Below are 16,858 nucleotides of genomic sequence, written 5' to 3' on the forward strand. Positions count from 1 at the left end.
GCGCGTCACTCGGCCGAGACGGCCTCCCGCACCTTTCCGCGCATGATCGCCCAGTGCAGGACGGCGCCCAGGGCGGCTCCCAGGATCCAGGCGAAGCCGGACAGGAACTCCAGCGCGGGCACCCAGACGGCGGCGATGGAGAACACCGACGCCGCGCCGAACACCGCCATCGCCCGCAGGTTCCACCCGCGCGTGTAGTGGTAGGGGCCGTCCGGCGCCGAGGAGTACAGGGCCTTCACGTCGAACCGCTGCCGCCGCAGCAGGTAGTAGTCGGCGACGATGATCCCGAACAGCGGCGCCAGCACCGCCCCCAGGGTGTCCACGAACGCCGCGATCCCGATGCCCTCGATGAAGGCCACCCACAGGCCGCCGACCACGAAGCCCACCGCCGCCGTGATCAGGCCGCCGGTGAGGGCGTTGATCTTCCGCGGCGCCAGGTTGGCCAGCGCGTACACCGGCGGGATGAAGTTGGCGACCAGGTTGATCCCCACCGTCGCCACGAAGAAGGTCAGCGCCGCCACCACGGTCAGCGCGGTGTTGTCCACCTGCTCCACGATGTCGGAGGGGTTGGTCAGCGCCTCGCCGTACAGCACCCCGGTCCCGGCGGTGATGACCAGCGCCAGGAACGAGAACACGGCCAGGCTCACCGGCAGCCCCAGCAGGTTGCCCAGCTTCATGGACCGCTCCGAGCGGACGAACCGCGAGAAGTCGCCGTAGTTCACCACGACCGCCGCGAAGTAGGCCACCATCGTGCCCACGACCGCGAAGAACGCGCCCACGCCGCCGTTCGCCTCGGTGGCCTGGGCCTCGGAGCCGGAGAAGACGGTGCCGATCTCGGCGAGCAGCCCGCCTCCGGCGCGCCACCAGATCACCGCCATCAGGGCGATCATCACCACGTAGACCGCCGGCCCCGCCCAGTTCAGGAAGGTGCCGATCCACTGCATGCCGCGCGCGAACAGGGCGAGCTGGAACACCGCGACGATCGCGTAGGACAGCCAGCCCACCGCCGACATCCCCAGGAACGTCGCGTCCGGGCCGGGGCCGAACACGGCGGTGATCATCAGCGCCACCGCCGTTGAGGCGAAGTAGGTCTGGGCGCCGTACCAGAACACCGCGGTGATCGCCCGCAGCATCGTCGGGAACTGGGTGCCGTAGACCCCCAGAGAGGCCCGGGCCACCACCGCGTAGGGGATGCCGTACCGGACGCTGGGGCGGCCGACCAGGTTGCACAGGAACATGATGATGACGCCCGCGAGCATGATGCCCGCGAACACCGCCCACCCGTTCAGCCCGTAGGACACGAAGAGGGTGGCGGCCAGGGTGTAGCCGAACAGGCTCTGGATGTCGTTCGACCACACGTTGAAGATCTCGAACCAGCCCCAGGTGCGCTTCTTCTCCGGGAGCGGAGCGATGTCCTCGTTGTACAGCGCCGGGTCGGCGCCGGGGACGAGCGGGGCGGCCACCGGTTCGGTGGCGCCCGCGGCGGAGGCCGGTTCGTTGGCGGCCGCTGGGGCCGCTGTCGTCGGGTCGGTCATGGCGGGTCCTCGGATATGGGCGGGCTCGGAGGCGGTCGAGCCGTGTGGACGGACGGGTGAGGCGGAGGTTCCGGGTCGGGCGGGGGGGGGGCGGGCGTCCGCGCCCCCGCCGCCTCAGATGTCGGAGCGGGCCCGGTCCCGGGGAAGGTCGGCGACCGCGGGACGGGAGAAGCGGTCGGTCGCCGAGTCGTAGACCCAGCTCGCCCCGACGCTGGTGGCCAGGTAGTCGTCCGGCCGCTCGGCACCGATCTCGGCCTGCGGGTGGCGCGGCAGGATCCACGCCTTCATGAGGACGAGGTAGACGGCGAAGGCGACCGGGAAGCCGATGATGTAGGCGTAGTCGGGCTGCCACAGCGCGATCGCGGAGGCGGAGAACCAGGCGATCAGCGCCGCCGGGTTGAACCCGCGGGCGTACCGGTACTGCCCGTCGGGGCGGTACAGCTCGGGCACGTTCACCCGGCGCCGGCGCAGCACGTAGTAGTCGGCGATCATGATCCCGGCGATGGCGGCGATGAACCCGCCGTAGTAGCTCAGGAACGTGAACAGGTTGTCCAGCAGCAGCCAGGGCATCACCGCGGTGCCGACGACGCCCGCCAGCACCACCCCCATCCGGTAGGACAGCCGGGGCGCGGCCGCGTTGACGAAGTTCAGCGCCGCCGGGACCACGTTGGCGGCGGTGTTGGTGGACCACTGGGCGAGCAGCACCATGACCAGCAGCACCCCCAGCACGGCCCCGGTGCTCTGCTCGCGGATGACGTCGATGGGGTTCCAGTTCCCGGTGACGACGAAGGAGACCGCGCCGATGAAGGCGATCCAGGTCTGCATCACCGGCAGCACCGCGAACTGGGCCACGATGACGTTGCGGTTGCGGCGCACGAAGCCGCGCTGTCCGGGCGAGGTGGCCACGAAGCGGGTGATGTTGGGGATGTCCACCGCCAGCGGCGCCCACACCACCATGTTCACCAGGAACAGGGCGACCAGGGTGGTGTCGCCCTCGCCGGCGAACGTCCAGATGTTGGTCCCCTCCAGGTCGGCGATGCCGTTCAGGGTCAGGTACATCCACAGCGAGATCGCCAGGATGCAGGGGGCCGCCAGCGACGCCAGCCGCTCCACCGCCTTGATGCCCAGCGCCACGTTGACCACCTGCACGGCCAGGAACACCGCGTACCACAGGGGCCAGAAGGCGAACCCGGTCCAGTACTCGACCAGCCCGTTGATGGCCAGGGCGCCCAGGTAGGTCTGGATGCCGAACCAGCAGGCGGCGACGACGCCGCGGGAGACCGACGGGAAGTGGGTGCCGACGGTGCCGAACGGGGCGCGCAGGTAGACGGCGAAGGAGAGCCCGTGCTCGGTGCCGATGTCGGCGGTCAGGGTCATGATGACGGCGAGCGCGGCGGTCGCGGCGAAGACCACCGCCATCACCTGGGCCAGCGGGACCCCGCCCTCGACGCCGTTGGCGCCGTACTGGAAGGTCACGATGACCACCGCCAGGCCCACCCAGATCCAGGCGAACCCCCACACCGAGATGGGGCGCTGGGTCAGCCAGGTGGGCAGGATGGCCTCTTCGAGCAGGTGGTTCACACGGCCGTGGCCGCTTCGGGGGACGTCGCCGTCGGGTGCGGGACCGCCGCCCGGCGGCGGGGCGCCGCCGGTGCGGCTACCAGGGACCGGCGCTTCCATGGGGGATCCTCGCAATCTCCGGGCGGGCCGGGGCTATCTCGTGCGTGCGGGGCACGAGGCGGTCAGGCCGTCGGCGGCGTCGGCGGCGGCGGGGCGGGACGGGCCGTGGGCGGCCCCCTCCAGGGCGGGGCTCAGCGGCCAGTGGGTGATCTCCTTCGGCAGGGGCGGCGCGAAGGCGCCCCTGCGTCCGGTGGACAGGCCCAGTCCGACGAGGGACTCGGCCAGCGCGACGCCGGCGGCCACACCGTCGACCACCGGGACACCGGTGGCCTCGCGCACCGCTTCGGACAGCCCGGCCATTCCGGCGCAGCCGAGCACGATGCTGTCCGCGCCGTCCTCCTCGACGGCGCGCTCGGCCTGCGCGGCGATGGCGCGCAGTGCGGCGCCGTGGTCGCGCTCCAGCTCCAGCACGGCCAGGCCGCTGGCGCGCACCGAGGCGCACCGCGTGTCCAGGCCGGCCTGGCGGAGCCGGGCGCGGATCTGCGGGACGGTCCGCCGCAGGCTGGTGACCACCGAGTACTCCCCGCCCACCAGGCAGGCGAGCTGGGCGGCGGCCTCGGTGATGTCGACGACGGGCACCGGGCACAGCTCCTGCAGGCCCTCCCGGCCGTGTTCACCGAACCCGGCCTGGACGACCGCGTCGTAGGGGCCGTCGTAGGTGGCGACCCGGTCCATCACCGCCACGGCCGACAGGTAGCTCTCGAAGTTCCCCTCGACCGACTCGGGGCCGAAGCGGGGGGTCAGCGCAACGACCTCGGTCCCCGGGCGCGCGGCGGCCCGGGCCTCGTCGGCCAGCGCGCGGGTCACGCGCTCGGAGGTGTTGACGTTGACCAACAGGATGCGCATGGGGTCCTTCCGTCCGGGCGTGGCGGCCTGTACTGGGCGGACGGGCGGGGCATGTGATGCCCGCCACGTGATGTGAAGTTATAACTTCACGAGCTATAAAGCAATAGCTTCACGTGATCGACATCTATACTTAACAGCGCCATGGACGACTCCCCGGAAGCCACCAACGCCGCCACCGCCCTCGCCCGCGCGGGTTTCGATGAACAGCGCTTCGGCGAGCGGATCCGCGAACTCCGCACCCGACGGGGCCTGTCCCTGCGGGTGCTGGCCAAGCGGCTCGGCATCAGCGCCAGTGCCCTCTCCCAGATCGAGCGCGGCAAGATGCGCCCGTCGGTCACCCGGCTCTACCAGATCCTCACCGAGCTGGACGCGCCCATGTCCTCGGCCTTCGGCGAGGATCCGACGGGCGCCGGGGACGGCGACGACACCGCGGCGCCCGGGTTCCCGCAGTTCCCCGAGGACCCCGGCGGCACCGGCGCCGCCGACGGAGTGCAGCTCATCCGGCGGGACGAGGCCGCCGTCCTGGAACTGGACCACGGGGTGCGGTACCGGCGCCTGTCCCCCGCGGGTGTTCCCGGACTGAACTATTTCGAGTCGGTGTACCCGCCCGGGGCGTTCTCCAGCCAGAACGCCGAGTACGTGCGCCACCGCGGCCAGGAGATCGGCAACGTGGTCAGCGGCGTGCTCACCGTGGACGTGGGCTTCGAGACGCACGAGCTGCGCCCGGGCGACTCGATCATGTACCCCTCCACGACGCCGCACCGGATCTCCAACCAGGGCACCGAGACGGCCGTGGCGGTCTGGCTCAACATCGGCTGACCGCGCCCCCCGGCCCCGTTCCCGGCTCCCGACCCCGCCCGCCCCGGCCACGGCGCGAAAGAGGGCGGTGCCCCGCGCGCTGGGAGGGGATGCGCGCACGGGACACCGCCCGGGGCGAGACGGTCCGGAGGGGACGGCCCGTCTCGCGGCCGCCCTAGAGGGCGAAGCCCAGGACCCGGCCGGCGATCGTGTACATCACCACCATGACCAGCACGAGGGCGATCCCGTTGAGCACGAGGCCGCCGCGCATCATCTGGCGGATGGTGATGTGGCCCGAGCCGAACACGATCGCGTTGGGCGGGGTGGCCACCGGGAGCATGAAGGCCAGCGACGCGGCCAGGACCGCCGGGACGACCAGGGTCATCACGTCGGCGCCCACACCGGCCGCCACCCCGGCCATCACCGGGACGAAGGTCGCGGTGGTGGCGGTGTTGCTGGTCAGCTCGGTCAGCAGCAGCACCGCGGCGGCGACGAGGAGCACCAGCACCCACATCGGCACCGGCAGGCCGCCGACCTGCTCACCGATCCAGGCGCTCAGGCCGCTGCCGTCGAACTGCCGGGCCAGGGTCAGCCCGCCCCCGAACAGCAGCAGGATGCCCCAGGGGAGCTGCGCGGCGGAGTCCCAGTCCAGCAGCCGGGAGCCGTCGCCCCGGCCGGCGGGGATGAGGAAGAGCAGCACCGCGACGGTCATCGCGATCCCGGCGTCGCTGATCGAGCCCAGCCACGGGGCGGCCTCGCCGACGGGCGAGTCGGCCAGCAGCGGGATGCTCACCCAGGAGGCGGCGGCCAGCAGGAACATCGCCAGGACCATCTTCTCCTGGAGCGACATGGGCCCCATCGCCCGCAGCTCTTCGCGGATCAGCTCGCGGCCGCCGTTCAGGTCCTTGATCTTCGGCGGGAACACCAGGCGGGTCAGGACCAGCCAGGCCAGCACCAGGAAGACCGCGGCCAGCGGCAGGCCGACCAGCATCCACTGGCCGAAGCCGACGTGGATGTCGTGGCTCTCGGCCAGGTAGCCGACCATGAACGCGTTGGGCGGGGTGCCGATGAGCGTGGCCACCGAGCCGATGGAGGAGGAGTAGGCGATGCCCAGCATCAGCGCGGTCGCGAAGTTGGGGTCGGTGCGCCCGTCGCGCAGCTGCGCCACCATGCCGATCACGGCCACGCCGATCGGCATCATCATGACCGTGGTGGAGGTGTTGCTCACCCACATCGTGATGGCGCCGGTGGCCGCCATGAAGCCCGCGATCAGCATGGCCGGGCTGCTGCCCATCGCGGCGACGATGCTCAGCGCGATCCGCCGGTGCAGGTTCCACTTCTGCATGGCCAGGGCCAGCATGAACCCGCCCATGAACAGGAAGATGATGTCGTCGGCGTAGGGCGCGGCGACGTCTTCGATGTCCGCGCCGAGCAGCACCGGGAACAGCACCAGCGGCACCAGTGCGGTGGCGGCCAGCGGGATCGCCTCGGTCGCCCACCAGACGGCCATCAGCCCGGCGATGCCGGCGGTCACCTTGCCCTCGGTGGACAGCGAGTCCGGCAACAGCAGGATGAACAGGCCCAGCACCGCGACTCCGGCGGCCAGGCCGGCGGCCTTGGTGGTGAACGAACCGTTGGAGCCCGGCTTTCCGGGGTCCGTGCTCGCGGCGGATGTGGCCGCAGGTGCTTCAGGGGTGTCGGATCCCTGGGCGCTCGACATGGGGCGCGCCTCCTCTGATGGCGGGGCGGTGATCGTGCGGATACGGGGGATGCGCGTGGCCGCGGGGAACGCCCCGCTCTCTCCGCGGTCACAGGGTGAGCGTGGTCACTGTGGCGGGGGCCACGCAAACATCGCGGAAAAACTTGGGATTCCTCTGACATTGCCCCGGCCGTCCGTGTTCGTGCCGGAACGCACAGTGAGTGGCGCGGCCGGTCGGGGGTCGGCGTTCGGCGATGTCTATCCTGCTCACATGGGAACCGGACCGGGACCGATCGAGCGGCGCACGGTGCTGCGCGGCGCCTTGGCCGCCGTGGCCGCGGGCGCGCTGGCACCGGTGTCCGGAGGCTGCGCCGGCCCGGACCCCGAGCCCTATCCGCGCCTGGTGCTGGCGACCGGGCCACCCGGCGCCGTCTACCGGGAGATCGGCGCGGCCCTGGCCGACGAGCTGCGCACGACCCTGCCCGGTACGCGGATCGAGGTGCGCGGCACCAGCGCGTCGACGGAGAACCTGCGGCTGCTGGGGGAGGGGGCGGCGCAGATCGCGCCGGTCAGCCTCGACTCGGCGCGCGGGCGGAGCGGGGGGATGGCCGCGCTGTGCCGCCTCTACGACAGCTACCTGCACCTGATGGTGCGGGCCGACTCCGATGTGGAGGGGCTCGCCGACCTGGACGGGCGGCGGGTGTCGTTCGGCGCCGACGAGTCGGGCACCGAGTACACGGTGGGCCGCCTGGTCGAGGCGACCGGGGCGCGCATGGACGGCGTCCTGATGAACCAGGCCGAGTCGGCGCGGGCGCTGGAGGAGGGGCGGATCGACGCGATGTTCTCGCTCACCGGAATCCCCACCCCCGCCATCACCGACTTGGCCGGGCGGGTCCGCCTGCGCGCGGTGGACCTGGGTGAGGCGGCGGACACGATGGCGGGGGAGGTGCCGGGGGTGTACCTGCCCGCGATCCTCCCGGCGAGCGGCTACGAGGGGGTGGCGGCCACGCCGACGCTGACCCTGCCGAACATCCTGCTGGCCCGTGCGGACCTCCCCGACGACGTGGCGGCGACGGTCACCGCGACGGTGTTCACCCGCTCCTCGGAACTGGCCGCCCGCCGCCCGGAGGCGGCCCAGATCAACATCCGCACGGGCATCGCGACCGGGAACGTCCCCCTCCACCCGGGCGCCGCGCGCTGGTTCCGTGAACAGAAGCTCTGAGGCGGCGGGCGGCGGGCGGCGGTGTCATGCCTTCGGGAGACGCACCTCCACGTCCAGCCCGAAGCCCCCGTCGGGGCGGGGAAGGCCGGGGAGCAGGCGCAAAGACCCGCCGGACGACTCCACCAGGTCGGCGCAGATCGCCAGGCCCAGACCCGTGCCCTCCACGTTCTGGTGGCGTGGGCCCCGCCAGAAGCGTTGCAGGGCCTTCTGGCGCTCCTCCGGGGTGAGGCCGGTTCCGTCGTCGGCCACGTGCAGCACCACCGACCCCTTCCCGCGGGCCCCGTCCCCGCGGTCGCCGTCGGCGCCCGCGTCGGCTTCGCCGTCCCCGGCGGACGCGCTCAGGCGGATCCGGCCGCCGCCGGACAACCGGATCGCGTTGCTCATCAGCTCGTCCAGAACACTGCCCAGCCCGCCCGGGGGCGCCAGCGCGCGCAGTCCCTCCGGCACGCGGGTCTCCAGGCCGATGCCCTCCACCTCGGCCAGCGCCCGCCACCGCGTCAGCCGCGTCGCCAGCACCTCGTCCAGCTCGACCGGCTCGGACGCGCGGAAGCTCTCCATCCGGGTCGCCGCCGTCAGCGAGTTCAGCAGCCGGTGCATCGCCTTGGCCTCCTCGACCGCGTCGGCGTGCGCCTGGCGCGCCTCCTCGCCGCTCACGTGCGGCTCCAGGTTCTCCACCGCCAGCCGCAGGCTCGCCAGCGGGTTGCGCAGCTGGTGGGAGGCGTCGGAGACGAACGCCCGCTGCCGGTGCAGCGCCCGCTCCACCGCGTCCACCATGGCGTTGAACGACGCCGCCAGGCGGCGCAGCTCCGGCGGCCCGCCCACCCGGTCGGCGCGTACCGACAGGTCGCCCTCGGAGATCGCCGCGGTCGCCTCGTCCAGCCGCCGCACCGGCCGGAGCACCCACCGCGACAGCGGCCACGCCACCGCCGACAGCACCCCCAGCGGCACCATGGACAACGCCCCCAGCAGCGCCCACGAGCCCAGGATCCGCTCCCGCAGCTCTCCCGTGGGCGCGGAGATCAGCACCGCCCCCTCCACCCCGCTGTCACGGCCGATGGGTTCGGCGATCACCAGGTCCTCCGTGGACCACGGCCACACCGCCGTCGGCGGCGCCGGGCGGAACCCGCCCAGCGCCCGGTGGGCCTCCTCCTGGCCCCGGGCCGCGCGCGCCGCGTCCGGGGACGAGGCCAGCACCGGCCGCCCCGACGGGTCGACCACGGCCACCCGCGCGCCGTACAGGTCCTCGTACCGCTCCAGCTCGCCGCGCAGCCCCTCCACCCGGCCGGTGCGCAGCGCGGTGGAGCCCAGCGACGCGAACCGGCCCGCGTCATTGAGCCGGTCCACGTACATCTCCTGGGTCTGCCGCTGCGCGGTGACCGCGCCCAGCGGCACCGCGAGCGACGCGGTGATCAGGAAGGCGATCGGCACCAGCAGGGCGAGGAGGCGGCGCAGCACGGCGCGGCCCCGCTCAGTCGCCCTCGCCGGCGGGGGCCAGCCGGTAGCCGACCCCGCGCACGGTGCGGATCAGCACCGCCCCGGCGAGCTTGCCGCGCAGTGCGGCGATGTGCGTGTCCAGGGTGCGCGAGGACGACTCCCAGGAGGTCCCCCACACCTGGTCGAGGATGGCGTCCCGGCCGACCACCGCCGGGGCCCGCGCCGTCAGCAGCGCGAGCACGTCGAACTCCTTTCGGGTGAGCGACAGCGGCGCGCCGTCCAGCTCGGCGAGGCGCAGCCCCGGGTCCACGGCGAGCGCCCCCACCCGCAGCCGGTCGCCGGGCGGTGCGGAGGCCCGCTCGGCCCGGGTGCGGCGCAGGACCGCTTCCACCCGGGCGAGCAGTTCGGCGATACCGAAGGGCTTGACCACGTAGTCGTCGGCGCCGGCGCGCAGACCGCGCACCCGTTCGCGCTCCTCGGCACGGGCGGTGACGGCGATGATCGCCGTGCCGGGCCGCTCGCGCAGCCGCCGCAGCAGGTCGATGCCGTCGGCGTCGGGCAGTCCGAGGTCGAGCAGGACGACGTCGGCGGGGCCCGCCTGCAGCGCGCGCTGGGCGGTCGCCGCGCGCTCGACGTCGTACCGGGCGTTGCGCAGCGCCGTCACCAGCCCGCGCGCGACCCGGTCGTCGTCCTCGACCACGAGTATGCGCATCGCGGACCATCGTAGGCCCGTTCCGGCGGAACGGTCCCCGTTCGCCCCGGTCAGCTCCAGTGGTGGCGCATCGTCCAGTCTTCGGTGGCGCGGTCGACCGAGATGTCGGCGATGCTGGGCTCGCCCTGATCGGACTCGGCGGCGACGCGGACGAGGTCGACCGCGCCCTCCCAGTGGCCGATGACGCGCTGAACCCGGTAGAGGCGCCCCCGCCAGGCGAAGAGCGAGGGGCGGCCGGAAGAGGTCGTGCGGACGTCGATCCGTTCGTTGAAGAGACTCACCGGGGCAGAGTATCGAACGGATGTTCGCATTCGCAGTGGTCCGCGCCGGGGCTCACCCTAGGGGCAACGGCCCCGCGAACGCGCCGGTGCGGGCGGAGTCGGGGCGTCGGCGGCGATATCGGCGCTGCTCGGCGACGCACGAACCGATCCGGAACGACGGCGTCCCGGGCGTGTCGCGGCAGAGGGGCTCCGGGCGTTTCAGTCCAGCGGCACCCGGAACTCGGAGGACTCCAAGGAGCACGCGAACGGCTCGGGCAGCTCGATCGGCTTCCCCCACTCGACGGTCGTACGGGCGTCGTAGTCGCCGTCACGGGGTGTGGAGAAGAGCGAGATGGATGAGCCGCGCTTGTCGTAGCCGTCGATGAGCAGGTAGAGCGGGACCCCGGCTCCTGCGTACTCGTACCGTTTGGCGGTTCGGTCATCGTCGGCGTTGCTCTTGGAGGCGATCTCGACGACGAGCAGGACCTCCGCGGGGTCGACACCTTCCCCGCGCCTCTGGGGGAGCGCGCTCCGGGGGAAGGCCATGAGGTCGGGGGCGCGCATTCGTTCCTGGTCGGGGATGGCGACAGGGGTTCCCTGATGGACGGCGATGTGCCTGGGAAGCACGTCGTGGAGCTGGGCGCTGATGAGAGCGGCTATGTCGTTGTGCGCCGGGGCGGGTGGGGGGACCAAGACGATTCCTGCCTCACGGATCTCAGCCCGCCAACCGTCGGGCATGTCGATTTCCTGCCAGGTGCGCAGCAGGAGCTCCCACCGTGACTCGGCCCGCGAAGGCGTGGGCGAGGGGGCCTCTACGGCCTCCTGGGCTTCCTGGGTCTGAGGGGACTCAGGGGGCTCGGACGGCTCGGGGGCCTTCGCGCGCGGAGTCGTGGTGCGCGGGGACTTCTTCTCGGCCTTCTGCTCCTCGGGCTTCTGCTCGATCAAAGCGCTTCCCATGCTGCGCCACCTCCTGAGGCAGGAAGGTGGCAGCGAGTAGTGACGATGTCCGGCGTTCCTTACATTACGGGGACCCGTCTCCGCCGGGGAAGGACCGTGAGGTCCGCCGCGCGGGCGGTGCTCAGTGGCCTCCCGGCTCGTATCGGCGGAGTTCGGTGGCGAGTTCGTCGAGGAACGCGTCGACCTGGGCGGGGTCGTAGCCGGGGCGCGCGCGTGTGGTCGAGAAGCGGACCCGCTCCACGTCGGACGCGGCGAGCAGGGCCCGGTCCGGGCGGCCGTTGAGCAGCGCCCCCACGGTGACTTCGGCGCTGTCCAGGAACGCGTCCACCTCGTCCTCGTTGTAACCCGTGGTCAGGCGCGTGGTGGCGAACCGCTTGTTGCGGACGTGCTCGGGCGTCATCGCCCCCTGCGGCGCCCCGTGCGGGGCCTGAGGGGCGCCGCCGACACCGGCCCCGGCCCCGGCACCGTCGGGACGCGGCGGCTCCGGCGGCGCGACCGGCGCACCCGCGTCCATCGGAGCGGCCGTCGCGCCCGTGCCGGACCGCGGCGTGTCGCCCGGCCGCGACAGCCCTGCCGCGCGCAGTTCGGACACGACCTGGTCGAGGAAGTCGTCGACCTCGTCCTCCTTGTAACCGGGCGTCAGCCGGGTGCCGCGGAAGACCGACTCCTCCACCTCCGAGGCGGTGATCACCGGCTCCTCGGCGCGGCCGCGCTGCAGCACGGCGAAGGCTTCCTCGATCCGGTCCAGGAGCGCGTCGACGTCGTCCTCGTTGTATCCGGGGCGCAAGCGCACCAGGGTGAAGCGCTTGTTCCTGATGTCGGCGGGTGTCAGAGGCATGTCCCCATTGTGCCGACCCATCGGTCGGTTCGCCTGCTCCACCCCGGGGTGCGCGGTGTCGAGCGGCTGCTCAGCGGCCCTGCAGGCGCTCCGCGGCGGCAGCCAGGTAGGCGTCCACCTGGTCGCGGTGGTACCCGCGCAGGACCGTGCCGAGGCGGGGCGAGGCCAGGTCCTCGGCGGTCAGTGCGGGGTCGCTCCGGAGGTAGCGCTCGATGAGCTCCTGCACCTGGAAGCGGTCGTATCCGCGCATGGCGATGTCGAACTCGGGCGTCTCGTCGGGGGCGGCGGACGGTTCGGCCGAGGGGTCGGCCGAGGAGGCGGCTCCGGTGTCGTCGGGGGCGCCCTCCTCCAGGCGGGCCGCGGCCTGCTCGGTGAAGGCGTCGACCTGCGCCTGGTCGTAACCGCGCAGAGCGACGTCGAACGCGGCGCCGCGCACCTCCCGCGCGGTCGCGGCCGGGCCGGACCACAGGCGCTCGACGAGCGCGTCGACCTGGCCGCGGTGGTAGCCGCGGAGGGTGACGTCGAAGGTGGGGCGCTCGGGCCCGAAGAGCTGGGAGAGCTGTGGGGGAAGATCAGACATGTACCGAATCATGCCGGATCGGGGGAGCGGTGCACCCGGGGCGGTGGGCGGCCGGTCCCGGCCGCTCCTCCCGGCCGTGCGGCCCTGGCCGCGCCCCGGCCGCCCCGGCCGCGGGCTCCGGTCAGCCCTCTTCGGCGAGGAGGAACGCGGCGACCCCGTCCGCCGCGACCGCCGCGGCCTCCTCCCGCCACCGGGCGTCCTCCAGCAGTTCGGCGTCGTCGGCGTTGCGCATGTTCCCCGCCTCCAGGAACACCTTCGGCACGTCCGACATGTTCAGCCCGCCCAGGTCGGTGCGCTCGTCCAGGCCGTCCTCGGCGAGGTAGTCGGCGGTCGGCACGCCCGCGTCCGCCTCGAAGGTGTCGCGCAGCTCCTCGGCCAGGCGCATCGACGGCCCGGCGATGTCGTCGGTGAAGCCGTCCAGCTCACCGGGCGCGATCACGTGGAACCCGCGGCCGCTCTCCGGGCCGCCGTCGGCGTGCACCGACACGGCCGCGTCGGCGCCGGCCTCGTTGCCGATCTCGGCGCGCTCGTCGATGCACGGCCCGACCCCGTCGCCGTCCTGGCGGGTGAGCACCACCTCGGCCCCGCGGCTCTCCAGCTCGTCGCGCATGTGCCGGGAGAAGTCCAGGTTGAAGGCGTGCTCCTCGTACCCGCTCTCGCTCTCGGCGCCGACGGTGTCGCACTCCTTGTCGTGCGGACCTGCGGGGACCATGCGGGAGATCTCCTCCGCGGCGTCGGCGTTGCCGCCGTTGTGCCCGGGGTCGATGACCACGGTGAACCCGCTGAGGGGCTTGTCGCCGCCGCCGTCGCCGTCTTCGCGGTCGTCCTCGCCGTCGGCGCCGTCCCCGCCGTGCCCGCTGTCAGTGCCGCCGCTGTCACCGTCCCCCGTTCCGCCGCCGTCCCCCGCCGTCCCGTCGGGGCGCACCCGGGCGTGCGGGTGCGGTTCGGCGCCGTCCGCGACCGAGGCGCACCCGGCGAGGGGGACGAGCAGAGCGGCGGCGAGGGCGGTGGGACCGAACGGGCGGAAGTGGGGCATTGGGCCAACGTAGCGCCTGTCGGAGGCGTCCGGGGGAACAGACTCCGTCCCGTTCGCGTCATATCGTGAGTAGAGGGCCGGGACGCCCCCCGCCCTGAGAACGACCGAGGGGGTCGGATGCGCAGATCGAACCGCGCCGCCGCGGGCGCCGCCGCCTGGCAGGTGGTCCACGAGGGGATCGAGCCCGGGAAGCCGACGCTGTGGGCGCGCGCCGGGGCGGTGCCCCGCATGCTGGGTGCCCGGATGACCGGGCGCTACACGGGGATGGCCGTCTCCCGTGTGCTGATGTTCGCGGCGGCGCTCGTGTACGTCGTCAGCCCCGTCGACCTCGTCCCCGAGCTGTTCATCCCGCTGTTCGGCCTCGCCGACGACGCCTTCGTCGCGGTGTGGCTGGCCGCGGGGCTGATGGGGGAGACCGAGCGCTTCCTGGAGTGGGAGCGCCAGGAAGGGCACGAGTACGTCCAGGGGCGGGTCGTGGGCTGAGCGCCCGCCGCCCCCCCCGCAGCGGCCCCCGCCCAGGTCATGGGCGGGGGCCGCGGTGCGTCCGGCGGGATGTGGGCCCCCTGGCGGGGTGCGGCGCGGGCCGGGAGCGTACTGTTGGTAGTTGCAAATTATTCGCAACAAGTGGGGAACCATGATCCGCTCGCGTTCTCTGGCCGCCGTCGGGGCCGCCGTGTCCCTCGCCGCCGCGGGGTGCTCCGCGCAGAGCGGCGGCGCCGACGACGGCGACACGCTCACCTACGCCCTGGGCGACGAGCCCGACGCGTTCAACCCGGCCCTGGTCGACGAGCACCTGGACCCGGTCACCGAGATGGTCTTCCGCGGCCTGACCGCGCACGACGCCGACAACGAGGTGGTGCCGGCGCTGGCCGAGAGCTGGGAGGTCGGCGACGACGGGCGGACCTACACCTTCTCCCTGCGCGACGGGGTCACCTGGCACGACGGCGAGCCCTTCACCTCCGCCGACGTGGAGTTCACCATCGAGGCGGTGCGCGACGGCGACCTGCCCACCAGCAACAAGTACGCCAACGTCGAGGACGTCGAGACCGAGGGCGACGACACCGTCGTCGTGAGGCTCAGCGAGCCCACCCCGGCCCTGCTGGACAACCTGTCCAACGGCATCCTCCCCGAGCACCTGCTCGCCGATAAGGGCATCGACGACCCCGGGTTCGGGGAGAACCCGGTCGGCACCGGCCCGTTCGAGCTGGACGAGTGGAAGCACGGCGAGTACGCGACCCTGAGCGCCTTCGGCGACTACTACGGGGGCGCCCCCGGCCTGGACGCTGTCACCATCGCCTATGTGCCCGACGCCGCCGCCCGGCTCATCCGCCTGCAGAACGGCGAGGTCGACGCCGCCTACCTGGAGCCCAGCCAGGCCGACGGGTTCGACGTCGACGGCTACCGCACCGAGCGCTTCCCCACGGCCGACTACCGGGGCATCCTCTTCAACATGGCGGACGACCGGTTCGCCGACTCCGCGCCGCGCACCGCCATGAACTACGCGGTCGACCGGGACGCGGTCATCGACAGCGTCCTGCACGGCTTCGGCTCCCCGGCCGACGGCCCACTGGACAAGTCCCGGTTCGACAGCGACGCCGCCGAGTACTCCTTCGACCCCGACCGGGTGGAGGAGATCATGGAGGGCGACGGCTACGAGCTCAACGGCGACGGCGTCTGGGAGAAGGACGGCGAGCCCTACGCCTTCGACCTGACCACCTTCGCCGAGGACGGCGTGCGCGCCTCCATGATCGAGGTCCTCGCCACCCAGCTGCGCGAGCAGGGCTTCGACGTCACCGCCGACCCCCAGCCGCGCGACGCCGTCAAGTGGGACGAGCTGGACGCCTTCCTCATCGGCTGGGGCACCCCCTACGACCCGGACACCTCGCTCTTCGGGCCCTTCCACTCCAGCGAGGCCCTGGCCGACGGCGGCTCCAACTACGGGAGCTACGCCGACGACGACGCCGACGCCGCCCTGGAGGCCGGGCGGAGCACCAACGACGAGGATGAGCGCGCGGACGCCTACGCCGACTTCCAGGAGGCGATCGCGCAGGACCCGCCGTACGTCTTCGTCTCCTACCTGGACGCCGTGAACGCCGTGCCCGAGAACCTGGTGGGCCCCGAGGAGCGGACGCTGGCCCACCACGGCTACGGCTTCTTCTGGAACGCGGAGGAGTGGAGCTACTCCGGCTGAGGCCCGACGGGGCCGCCGGGGCCGCCAGGCCTGGCGGGGCCGGCTCCCTCCCGGCCCCGCCACGAGTGAGAGGAGACCGCCGTCACCGGATTCGTGCTCCGCAGGGCGGGCACGGCGCTGGCCGTGCTCGCCGCGCTGTCGGTGTTCTGCTTCCTCATGCTCGACCTGGCCCCCGGCGACCCCGCGCGGTCGGTGCTGGAGGCCCGGTCGGGCGGGCGGCCCGTGCCCGACGCCGACGTGGCGGCCGCGCGCGCCGCCATGGGCCTGGACGCCCCGCTCCCGGTCCGGTACGCCGACTGGCTCGGCGGGGTCGTCACCGGCGACCTCGGCTCCTCGTACATGACCGGGCGCCCGGTCGCCGACCAGGTGGCCGACGCCCTGCCGTGGACGCTGCTGCTGGCGGCCGCCGCCACCGTGTTCAGCCTCGTCGGGGCCGTCGCGCTGGGGCTGGCCGCCGGACTGGCCCGCTCCGAGGCGGTGCGCCGGGGCATCGGCCTGGCGGTGTTCGCCCTCGGGGGCCTACCCGGCTTCGTGGCCGCGCTGCTGCTGCTCTTCGCGGGGTCGGTGTGGCTGGGCTGGTTCCCCTCGGGCGGCCTCGGGCGCCCCGGGCAGCCGCCCGACGCCGCGACCGTGGCGGTGTCGGTGGTGCTCCCGGCGCTCGCCCTGACGCTCGGCCACCACTTCGGCGTCTACGTGCGCCTGGTGGAGACCGGGGTGCGCCGGGTCCGCTCGTCGCCGCACGTGGCCGCGGCGCACGCGCGCGGGGTGCCCCCGGGCGCGGTGCGCCTGCGGCACGTGCTGAAGCCGGGGCTGGTTCCGTTCGCGGCGCGCTTCGGCGTCGGGGTCGCCCAGCTCCTCGCGGGGGCCTACGCGGTGGAGGTGGTGTTCGCGTGGCCGGGCCTGGGGCGGCTGGCCCTGGAGGCCGCGCAGACGCAGGACTACCCGGTGCTGCTGGCGGTCGTGCTGGTCACCGGCGCCATCGTGGTGGCGGCCAACCTGGCGGCCGACATCGCCGCGGCCCGCCTCGACCCGCGGGTCCGACTCGTCGGGGAGGCGTGACATGAGAGGCG

Annotated in this window: 16 protein-coding genes; 5 read left to right on the forward strand and 11 right to left on the reverse strand. The window is 73.3% G+C overall.

Going from position 1 to position 16,858, the window contains the following annotated elements; all coding sequences use genetic code 11:
- Positions 1-5: 5 nt before the first annotated feature.
- From O4U47_RS13800 to O4U47_RS13810, 3 genes are all read right to left on the reverse strand, one after another.
- The gene (locus O4U47_RS13800) at positions 6-1,535 is read right to left on the reverse strand and encodes an NCS1 family nucleobase:cation symporter-1 (protein WP_270678243.1); all 1,530 of its coding nucleotides are present in this window, start codon (positions 1,533-1,535) and stop codon (positions 6-8) included.
- A 114-nt stretch (positions 1,536-1,649) separates the two neighbouring features.
- On the reverse strand, positions 1,650-3,215 hold the full coding sequence (locus O4U47_RS13805; protein ID WP_270678244.1) for an NCS1 family transporter: 1,566 nt from the start codon (positions 3,213-3,215) through the stop codon (positions 1,650-1,652).
- 33 nt (positions 3,216-3,248) lie between these two features.
- Positions 3,249-4,061, reverse strand: coding sequence for an aspartate/glutamate racemase family protein (locus O4U47_RS13810; protein WP_270678245.1), 813 nt, complete (start codon positions 4,059-4,061; stop codon positions 3,249-3,251).
- Between the two features lie 141 nt (positions 4,062-4,202).
- Here O4U47_RS13810 and O4U47_RS13815 point away from each other — a divergent pair, with 141 nt between their 5' ends.
- Entirely contained in the window at positions 4,203-4,880 is a 678-nt protein-coding gene (locus O4U47_RS13815; RefSeq protein ID WP_270678246.1) for a helix-turn-helix domain-containing protein, read from the forward strand.
- A gap of 154 nt (positions 4,881-5,034) precedes the next feature.
- On the opposite strand, the gene O4U47_RS13820 is transcribed toward O4U47_RS13815, so the two are convergent.
- Positions 5,035-6,579 carry an SLC13 family permease gene (locus O4U47_RS13820; protein WP_270678247.1) on the reverse strand — a complete coding sequence of 515 codons (1,545 nt, stop codon included), beginning with the start codon at positions 6,577-6,579 and terminating at the stop codon, positions 5,035-5,037.
- A 250-nt stretch (positions 6,580-6,829) separates the two neighbouring features.
- Between O4U47_RS13820 and O4U47_RS13825 the strand changes: the two genes are divergently transcribed.
- Complete coding sequence (locus O4U47_RS13825; RefSeq protein ID WP_270678248.1) at positions 6,830-7,780, forward strand: TAXI family TRAP transporter solute-binding subunit; 951 nt, start codon at positions 6,830-6,832, stop codon at positions 7,778-7,780.
- 24 nt (positions 7,781-7,804) lie between these two features.
- On the opposite strand, the gene O4U47_RS13830 is transcribed toward O4U47_RS13825, so the two are convergent.
- From O4U47_RS13830 to O4U47_RS13860, 7 genes are all read right to left on the reverse strand, one after another.
- Complete coding sequence (locus O4U47_RS13830) at positions 7,805-9,235, reverse strand: HAMP domain-containing sensor histidine kinase (RefSeq protein WP_270678249.1); 1,431 nt, start codon at positions 9,233-9,235, stop codon at positions 7,805-7,807.
- Positions 9,236-9,248: 13 nt separating this feature from the next.
- A complete protein-coding gene (locus O4U47_RS13835) occupies positions 9,249-9,926 on the reverse strand; it encodes a response regulator transcription factor (RefSeq protein WP_270678250.1) in 678 nt (225 codons plus the stop codon).
- Positions 9,927-9,976: 50 nt separating this feature from the next.
- A complete protein-coding gene (locus O4U47_RS13840; RefSeq protein ID WP_270678251.1) occupies positions 9,977-10,207 on the reverse strand; it encodes a DUF6504 family protein in 231 nt (76 codons plus the stop codon).
- Positions 10,208-10,405: 198 nt separating this feature from the next.
- On the reverse strand, positions 10,406-11,143 hold the full coding sequence (locus O4U47_RS13845) for a Uma2 family endonuclease (protein WP_270678252.1): 738 nt from the start codon (positions 11,141-11,143) through the stop codon (positions 10,406-10,408).
- Between the two features lie 121 nt (positions 11,144-11,264).
- Positions 11,265-11,981: a DivIVA domain-containing protein gene (locus O4U47_RS13850; protein WP_270678253.1), complete on the reverse strand. Its 717-nt coding sequence runs from the start codon at positions 11,979-11,981 to the stop codon at positions 11,265-11,267.
- A 70-nt stretch (positions 11,982-12,051) separates the two neighbouring features.
- The gene (locus O4U47_RS13855; RefSeq protein WP_270678254.1) at positions 12,052-12,561 is read right to left on the reverse strand and encodes a DivIVA domain-containing protein; all 510 of its coding nucleotides are present in this window, start codon (positions 12,559-12,561) and stop codon (positions 12,052-12,054) included.
- Between the two features lie 121 nt (positions 12,562-12,682).
- Positions 12,683-13,597: an N-acetylmuramoyl-L-alanine amidase gene (locus O4U47_RS13860; protein WP_270678255.1), complete on the reverse strand. Its 915-nt coding sequence runs from the start codon at positions 13,595-13,597 to the stop codon at positions 12,683-12,685.
- Positions 13,598-13,714: 117 nt separating this feature from the next.
- Here O4U47_RS13860 and O4U47_RS13865 point away from each other — a divergent pair, with 117 nt between their 5' ends.
- From O4U47_RS13865 to O4U47_RS13875, 3 genes are all read left to right on the forward strand, one after another.
- A complete protein-coding gene (locus O4U47_RS13865) occupies positions 13,715-14,080 on the forward strand; it encodes a YkvA family protein (RefSeq protein WP_270678256.1) in 366 nt (121 codons plus the stop codon).
- A gap of 151 nt (positions 14,081-14,231) precedes the next feature.
- Positions 14,232-15,788, forward strand: coding sequence for an ABC transporter substrate-binding protein (locus O4U47_RS13870; protein ID WP_270678257.1), 1,557 nt, complete (start codon positions 14,232-14,234; stop codon positions 15,786-15,788).
- 93 nt (positions 15,789-15,881) lie between these two features.
- Positions 15,882-16,847: an ABC transporter permease gene (locus O4U47_RS13875; RefSeq protein ID WP_270678258.1), complete on the forward strand. Its 966-nt coding sequence runs from the start codon at positions 15,882-15,884 to the stop codon at positions 16,845-16,847.
- Positions 16,848-16,858: the final 11 nt, after the last annotated feature.

It is taken from the genome of Nocardiopsis suaedae, assembly GCF_027706745.1.
Lineage (GTDB): Bacteria > Actinomycetota > Actinomycetes > Streptosporangiales > Streptosporangiaceae > Nocardiopsis_A > Nocardiopsis_A suaedae.

Coding starts and splice junctions, on each gene's coding strand:
- O4U47_RS13800 (WP_270678243.1), bottom strand. CDS start 1,535: ATGACCGACCCGACGACAGCGGCCCCAGCGGCCGCCAACGAACCGGCC.
- O4U47_RS13805 (WP_270678244.1), bottom strand. CDS start 3,215: ATGGAAGCGCCGGTCCCTGGTAGCCGCACCGGCGGCGCCCCGCCGCCG.
- O4U47_RS13810 (WP_270678245.1), bottom strand. CDS start 4,061: ATGCGCATCCTGTTGGTCAACGTCAACACCTCCGAGCGCGTGACCCGC.
- O4U47_RS13815 (WP_270678246.1), top strand. CDS start 4,203: ATGGACGACTCCCCGGAAGCCACCAACGCCGCCACCGCCCTCGCCCGC.
- O4U47_RS13820 (WP_270678247.1), bottom strand. CDS start 6,579: ATGTCGAGCGCCCAGGGATCCGACACCCCTGAAGCACCTGCGGCCACA.
- O4U47_RS13825 (WP_270678248.1), top strand. CDS start 6,830: ATGGGAACCGGACCGGGACCGATCGAGCGGCGCACGGTGCTGCGCGGC.
- O4U47_RS13835 (WP_270678250.1), bottom strand. CDS start 9,926: ATGCGCATACTCGTGGTCGAGGACGACGACCGGGTCGCGCGCGGGCTG.
- O4U47_RS13845 (WP_270678252.1), bottom strand. CDS start 11,143: ATGGGAAGCGCTTTGATCGAGCAGAAGCCCGAGGAGCAGAAGGCCGAG.
- O4U47_RS13850 (WP_270678253.1), bottom strand. CDS start 11,981: ATGCCTCTGACACCCGCCGACATCAGGAACAAGCGCTTCACCCTGGTG.
- O4U47_RS13855 (WP_270678254.1), bottom strand. CDS start 12,561: ATGTCTGATCTTCCCCCACAGCTCTCCCAGCTCTTCGGGCCCGAGCGC.
- O4U47_RS13860 (WP_270678255.1), bottom strand. CDS start 13,597: ATGCCCCACTTCCGCCCGTTCGGTCCCACCGCCCTCGCCGCCGCTCTG.
- O4U47_RS13865 (WP_270678256.1), top strand. CDS start 13,715: ATGCGCAGATCGAACCGCGCCGCCGCGGGCGCCGCCGCCTGGCAGGTG.
- O4U47_RS13870 (WP_270678257.1), top strand. CDS start 14,232: ATGATCCGCTCGCGTTCTCTGGCCGCCGTCGGGGCCGCCGTGTCCCTC.